The sequence below is a fragment of the Mesorhizobium sp. M7A.F.Ca.MR.176.00.0.0 genome, assembly GCF_004023165.1.
Lineage (GTDB): Bacteria > Pseudomonadota > Alphaproteobacteria > Rhizobiales > Rhizobiaceae > Mesorhizobium.
Window position 1 is genome coordinate 94295 of record NZ_RZTC01000008.1, and the last position, 6648, is coordinate 100942.

Annotated in this window: 7 protein-coding genes; all 7 read right to left on the reverse strand. The window is 63.0% G+C overall.

Annotation, left to right across the window (positions count from 1 at the left end):
• Window positions 1–16: 16 nt before the first annotated feature.
• The gene (metK, locus tag EOB59_RS05260) at window positions 17–1282 is read right to left on the reverse strand and encodes a methionine adenosyltransferase (protein ID WP_127266944.1); all 1266 of its coding nucleotides are present in this window, start codon (window positions 1280–1282) and stop codon (window positions 17–19) included.
• A 169-nt stretch (window positions 1283–1451) separates the two neighbouring features.
• Complete coding sequence (locus EOB59_RS05265; RefSeq protein ID WP_013527901.1) at window positions 1452–1871, reverse strand: helix-turn-helix domain-containing protein; 420 nt, start codon at window positions 1869–1871, stop codon at window positions 1452–1454.
• A 140-nt stretch (window positions 1872–2011) separates the two neighbouring features.
• Window positions 2012–3604, reverse strand: coding sequence for an apolipoprotein N-acyltransferase (gene lnt, locus EOB59_RS05270; RefSeq protein ID WP_127327720.1), 1593 nt, complete (start codon window positions 3602–3604; stop codon window positions 2012–2014).
• A 102-nt stretch (window positions 3605–3706) separates the two neighbouring features.
• Complete coding sequence (locus EOB59_RS05275; protein WP_128287827.1) at window positions 3707–4177, reverse strand: VOC family protein; 471 nt, start codon at window positions 4175–4177, stop codon at window positions 3707–3709.
• Window positions 4178–4193: 16 nt separating this feature from the next.
• Window positions 4194–5324, reverse strand: coding sequence for a hemolysin family protein (locus tag EOB59_RS05280; protein WP_127321192.1), 1131 nt, complete (start codon window positions 5322–5324; stop codon window positions 4194–4196).
• A 28-nt stretch (window positions 5325–5352) separates the two neighbouring features.
• Entirely contained in the window at window positions 5353–5853 is a 501-nt protein-coding gene (gene ybeY / locus EOB59_RS05285; RefSeq protein ID WP_127381321.1) for an rRNA maturation RNase YbeY, read from the reverse strand.
• 18 nt (window positions 5854–5871) lie between these two features.
• Window positions 5872–6648: PhoH family protein (locus EOB59_RS05290; RefSeq protein WP_245486531.1), on the reverse strand; the 777-nt coding region annotated here is incomplete at its 5' end.

The following is a 6648-nucleotide window of genomic DNA, read 5'->3' on the forward strand; positions in this document are numbered from 1 at the left end:
CTTTGCGGCGCCGCTGTCAGGCGGCGACCGCGTCCTTGAGCGCCTTGGCGAGATCGGTCTTTTCCCAGGAGAAAGACCCATCACGGCCGGCCTTGCGGCCGAAATGGCCGTAGGACGACGTCTTGGCGTAGATCGGTTTGTTGAGATCGAGGTGACGGCGGATGCCCGACGGCGACAGATCCATCACCGTGCGCAGCGCGTCCTCGAGCTTTGCCTCGTCGACCTTGCCGGTACCGTGCAAGTCGACATAGACCGACAGCGGCTGAGCAACGCCGATGGCGTAGGAAAGCTGGATGGTGCAGCGGTCGGCGAGTTTCGCCGCCACGACGTTCTTGGCCAGGTAGCGCGCCGCATAGGCCGCCGAACGATCCACCTTGGTGGTGTCCTTGCCGGAGAAGGCACCGCCGCCATGGGGTGCGGCACCGCCATAGGTGTCGACGATGATCTTGCGGCCGGTCAGCCCGGCGTCGCCGTCCGGCCCGCCGATGACGAACTTGCCGGTCGGATTGATGTACCACATGCAGTTGTCGGCGATCTTCAGCTCGCCCAGCGCCTCCCGGATATAGGGTTCGACGACCTTGCGGACCTTCTTCGAATCCCAGCTCGCATCGAGATGCTGCGTGGACAGCACGATCTGCGTCGCCTCGGCGGCCTTGCCGTCGACATAGCGAACGGTGACCTGGCTCTTGGCATCCGGTCCGAGCCTGCCGGCTTCACCGCTGCCCTCGTGGCGGGCGGCTGCCAGCAATTCGAGGATCTTGTGGCTGTAGTAGATCGGCGCCGGCATCAGATCCGGCGTCTCGCGGCAGGCGTAGCCGAACATGATGCCCTGGTCGCCGGCACCCTCTTCGCCCTGACGGTCGGAGGCATTGTCGACGCCCTGGCCGATGTCAGGCGACTGGCCGTGCAGCAGAACCTCGATCTTCGCGGTTTTCCAGTGAAAGCCGGCCTGCTCGTAGCCGATCTCGCGGATCGCCTTGCGGGCGACCGACTTGAACTTGGCCGGATTGACGACCGAATGCCCGGCGGCATCCTTGAGAATATTGCCTGCCTTGTCCCTCTTGAGCAGCGTGTCGGGAACACGCACTTCGCCGGCGATGACGACACGGTTGGTGGTGGCCAGCGTCTCGCAGGCGACACGGACTTTCCACGGGTCCATGCCGGTCTTCTTGGCTTCGCGATACACCAGATCGACGATCTCGTCGGAAATCCGGTCACAGACTTTGTCGGGATGGCCCTCGGCAACGGATTCCGAGGTAAAGAAGTAGTTCTGCCGCGTCACGGGTGTCCCCTCTTGAAAAACGATCGGCAGGCTGCCGATTTTGGCGCGCCACGTGTTAGCGGGGCGAAGCGCCGCTCGTCAAGCGGTGCTTCGGCTCTGGCATGAATGTCGATGCAGTTATCTTGTGCCACCAGCGGCAAGACGCCGCCGGTGCTGGCGTGATTGAGGATCAGTCGGGATCGTCGGCGGAGAGGGACTTGACCAGGTCTATAATCCTGCGGCGCACCTTGGCATCAGCGATCTTGACAAAGGCCCGGTTGAGCTGAAGGCCTTCAGGGCTGCCGCAGAATTCGACAGCGAAAGCCATCGACGCGTCCTCGGCAAATCCACGGCCCGCCACGGGCTCCTGGCCGGGCGCATCCTCGAAAAAGAAGGCGACCGGCACGCCGAGTATGGACGCTATCGCCTGCAATCGGCTGGCGCCGACGCGGTTGGTGCCTTTTTCATATTTCTGAATCTGTTGAAATGTGATGCCGAGGTTTTCTCCCAGCTTTTCCTGGCTCATTCCCAGCATGTTGCGGCGAAGCCGGATGCGACTGCCAACATGGATGTCGATCGGATTCGGTTTCTTCTTGTTGTCTTCTGTCATTTTTTCCTCGCCGAATTTTTTCGGCTTTCTCTATTTTTTCTTGCCCAAACAAAGCCGGAGGCAACTGCCCCAACAGAACGATCCACCGGCTTCGAGAAATTTTCAGGCACTTACAGTATGAGTTTCTAATGTGTTGGCTGTCAATTCACCCGTAGCCTTTGCCTTACGTTCAACAGCGCTGCCCCAACGGCAAACAGCAACATGATCAGCATTCCGTTAATGCGCCGTTGGCCGGGAGATATGAGCGCCTGTCCGGAAATCGGTATGTGGGCATCGATGGCGCCGCGTGCGTCGATCGCAAGCGCATCGACGATGCGCCCGCGCGGATCGACGACGGCCGAGATGCCGTTGTTGGCAGCACGTACCAATGGCAATCCATTTTCCACCGCGCGGATCTGGGCCTGCCTGAAATGCTGATACGGACCCGGCGTGTCGCCGAACCACGCATCGTTGGTAACGTTCACAATAAGCTGCGCTGACGCAGCGTCAACTGCCACAAGATCGGGAAAGATCACCTCATAACAGATAAATGGCAGCGCACGGATGCCATCGGGCAGCGTGATGGCGTGCCGCTCATTGCCGGCCGCGAAACTCATCGGCCCGGCAACCAGTTGCTCGATGCCGAAACGCTGGAGCAGATCGGCGAAAGGCAGGTATTCGCCGAACGGCACCAGGTGAACCTTGTCGACGGCGTCAGCGATTTCACCCTTGTCGTCGATCGCCACCACGGAGTTGTAGTAACGGCTGTCGGCATTCGCGGCCGAACCGCCTTCCTCGCGAACGACGCCGGCAATCAGCATCTGGCCGGATCCGAGCATGTCTCCCAGCGCCGTCAATGCGTCCGGACGCTCGGTGAAGAGGAAAGGCACCGAGGTTTCGGGCCACAGGATCAGCTGCGGCTTTTGATGGCCTGGGTCCGGCGCCTTGGCCGAGAGCCCCATCAGGACCGCGAAGATGCGGTCGCGCACCGAGGCATCCCATTTTTCCGACAGGTCCACGGCCGGCTGAACGATGCGGACATCCAGGCTGCGTGAAGCTGGCGGTTCGGGAGCGCCAAGCCTGACATAGCCGAAGCCGACATGGGCGGCGGCGAGCATGACAAACAGTGCCGCGCCGAGGCGCAGGTGCCGACGTGCCGCCAGCAGTGCCGGCAGTGCGAAGACGAACACGGCGAGCGCGTTCATGCCGATCATGCCCGTCACCGAGACGCTCTGCATCAGCAGCGGCACGGGCATGGCCGCGTAGCCGACGGCATTCCAGGGAAAACCGGTGAACAGGAAATCGCGCAGCCATTCCGCCAGGCCGAAGCCGAAGGCAAGGGCGGCGATGCGGCCAATGTCGTTGCTCCACAGCAGCCGGGCAACGATTGCCGCAAAGCCGTAGAAAAAGGCGAGCATGAAAGGAATGCCGACCACGGCGAAGGGGAGCGCCCAGGCAAAGCTGTCGGCCTCGACCAGCAGCGCCGAACCGATCCACCAGAGGCCGGCGAGGAAATAGCCGAAACCGAACCACCAACCGACGGCAAAAGCCGGCCGTAGACGCCGGAACAGACTGCCGGAAGCTTCACCGGTGGCGCCGTCGAGCAGCCAGACCAGCAGCGGAAACGAGACGAAACAGGCGGCGAAGAAATCGTAAGGCGCCTGACCAAGCACCGCCAAGGCACCTGCGAGAAACGCCACGAGCGCACGCCGCCAACCCCAAAGCAGAATTATCCGGCCGGTGAGGCGCTCCATGCATACTTCCGAGTCGCGAATCAGGACACAAGATTTAACAGGCTGCGCTCCGCGCTCCAAACGGCGGATGGGCTGGCTGAGATGCACAGCTCCGGCCCTGCCCTACCAGTGCCAACCCTCGATTTGAACGCTCCCCAGCCGCTCGGCCTCCTCGCGCGGAACCGAACGGATGGTCTGCGTGAAGATCCAGACATGGCCCTCGGGGTCGCGGGCACGATACTGGCGCTCACCGTAGAACTGATCCGCCGGCTCCTGGATTATCCCGGCGTCGGTCGCCCGCGCCTGCTCGCAATGCGCATCCAGGCCGCCCTTCAGCCTGATATAGATCGACTGCGTGTTGCTGCCCGAGACCGAAGCCGGGCTGGCGACATAATCGCTCCATTCGGAATCGACGATGATGTAGCTGTCGCCGAACCGCATCTCTGCATGGATGAGTTTTCCCTCGGCATCGCTGACCACCATGCTGCGCTCGAAGCCGAAGGCGGCTTCCAGCCAATCCAGCGCGGCACGAGGGTCCTTGTAGAAGACACCAGACCCCAGACTTGGATGCTTGAACGGGTCGTCGACAGTCATCGGGCGAGCGTGACGCTCACGCCTGTTCGGTGCGCGCGGTGGCGCGCCGGCGGCGCTCACCCTTCTGGCTCTGCACGATGCGCACGCGCTTGACGCGGCGCGGATCAGCATCGAGGACGTGGAATTCGAAGCCGGGTATGGCCTGCACCACCTCGCCGCGGGCCGGAACACGGCCAAGCGTGTTGAAAATCATGCCGCCGATCGTGTCGACATATTCGCCATGTTCACCGGCGGCGAAATCCCCGCCGATCATCTTGGCCACGTCGTCGATCTCGGCCTTGCCGTCGACGATGAACACGCCGTCGCCGCTCTGGGTGATCATCGGCTCGTCGTCGTCATGCTCGTCCTCGATGTCGCCGACCACCATCTCGACGATGTCTTCCAGCGAGGCAAGACCGTCGGTGCCGCCATATTCATCGATGACCAGCGCCATTTGCGTGCGCGTCGTCTGCATGCGGCCCATCAGGTCGGAGGCAAGCATCGACGGCGGCACGAACAGCACCGGGCGGATCAGATTGAGGTCGCCAATGGTGCGTGCGAGGTCGACCTGGGCAAGATCGAGAACCGTGGCAGCGGGGGTTTTCCTGGTCGTGCGGCCCTTCTTGACGCGCGCGATCTTGGTGATGTGGGCCAGCACGTCACGGATATGGACCATGCCGCGCGGATCATCGAGCGTCTCGGAATAGACCGGCATGCGGGAATGGCCGGATTGTTCGAAAGTGCCCAGGAGATCGCCGAGCGTCGTCGTGATTTCGACCCCCTGAATGTCGGCGCGCGGTACCATGACGTCCTCGACGCGCACTTCGCGCAGCCGCAGGATGTTGTTGAGCATGGCGCGTTCGCCGGGCGAGAAGGCGCCGGCATCGCTCGTCGTCTCGGCAAGCGCGCCGGCAATTTCCTCACGCAGGCTGGTTCCGTTGCGTTGCCGAAACAGGCCCAGAACGCGGTCGAACAGGGAGGGACCGGCAGGCAACGTCTCGCTGGCAGCGCTGCCAGCACCGGCAACAGCAGAGGTACTGCTAGCGCCAGAGGTACTGTTAGCACCAGAGGTAACGGTACTCGGACTTGATCCCTCTTCCGACGTGTCGGAAGCCTTGGTCGCACTGCCGGCGTCGGGGCGGGCGGCAGTTTCTGGTTTGTCGTTCATCGTCGTCCGGTCAATTGATCAGATGTAGTTACGCGTAGGGGTCGGGAATGGCAAGCCTTGCAAGCGCCGCGCGTTCGACGGCTTCCATCGCCTCGGCTTCAGTGTCGGTCTCGTGATCGTAACCCAGCAGATGCAGCAGGCCGTGGATGACGAGATGGGTGATATGGTTCTCGACCGGCTTGTCTTCCAGTGCCGCTTCACGCGCGACCGTCTCGGCGGCGAGCACGATGTCGCCCAGCATCGGCGGCAACGGTCCGCCTTGCACAAACGGAAAAGCCGGGAAAGACAAGACATTGGTCGGCTTGTCCTTGCCGCGCCAGCCGGCGTTGAGAACCCGGACATGGGCGTCGTCGGTAAAAACGAGGCTGAGTTCGGAACGGCCCGCCACGCCGGTTTCGGCAAAAGCCGCCTTGACGGCGCGATCGACCAGCCGCGTCAGGCTTGCCTCGTCGGGCCAGTTGCCCGCCTCAACCGATATGTCGATGTCGACGGGAACATTCCCGTCGCCGGATGTTATGTCCTCAGGCATGAAGCCGCATCGTCAACATCAATTCTCGGCGCCGAGGCCGCGCGCCAGCTTGGCGTCCCGGTCGTAGGCCCTGACGATTTCCGCCACCAGTGGATGGCGGACCACATCGCCGTCGTTGAAGCGCACGGTGACCGCGCCCGCCACGCCGTCCAGCACCCGCAAGGCTTCGACCAGTCCCGATTTGGTGTTCGAAGGAAGGTCGATCTGGGTCGGATCGCCGGTGACGATCATGCGCGAATTTTCGCCCAGACGCGTCAGGAACATCTTCATCTGCATCGGCGTGGTGTTCTGCGCCTCGTCGAGGATGACGGCGGCATGCGCCAGCGTGCGGCCGCGCATGAAGGCGAGCGGCGCGATCTCGATCACTTCGGCGGCAATGGCGCGCTCGACCTTGTCGGCGGGCATCATGTCGTAGAGCGCGTCATAGAGCGGCCGCAGATAGGGATCGACCTTCTCCTTCATGTCGCCGGGCAGGAAGCCCAGCCGTTCGCCGGCCTCGACCGCAGGCCGCGAGAGAATGATGCGCTCGACCATGCCGCGCTCGAGCAGCATCGCCGCATGGGCCACCGCCAGATAGGTCTTGCCGGTGCCGGCCGGGCCGATGCCGAACACCAGTTCCGACCGTTCCAGCGCCCGCATATAGGCGTCCTGGTTGAGTGAACGGGCATAGATCGTCTTCTTGCGGGTGGCGATCTGGGCGGCGGAAACCTTGCCCTTGCGCTCCAGCGTCGGCAGGGTCAGCTGATCGTCGGCGGCGATCGCCATGCGCACGGCGCCGTCGACGTCGGACTGGCC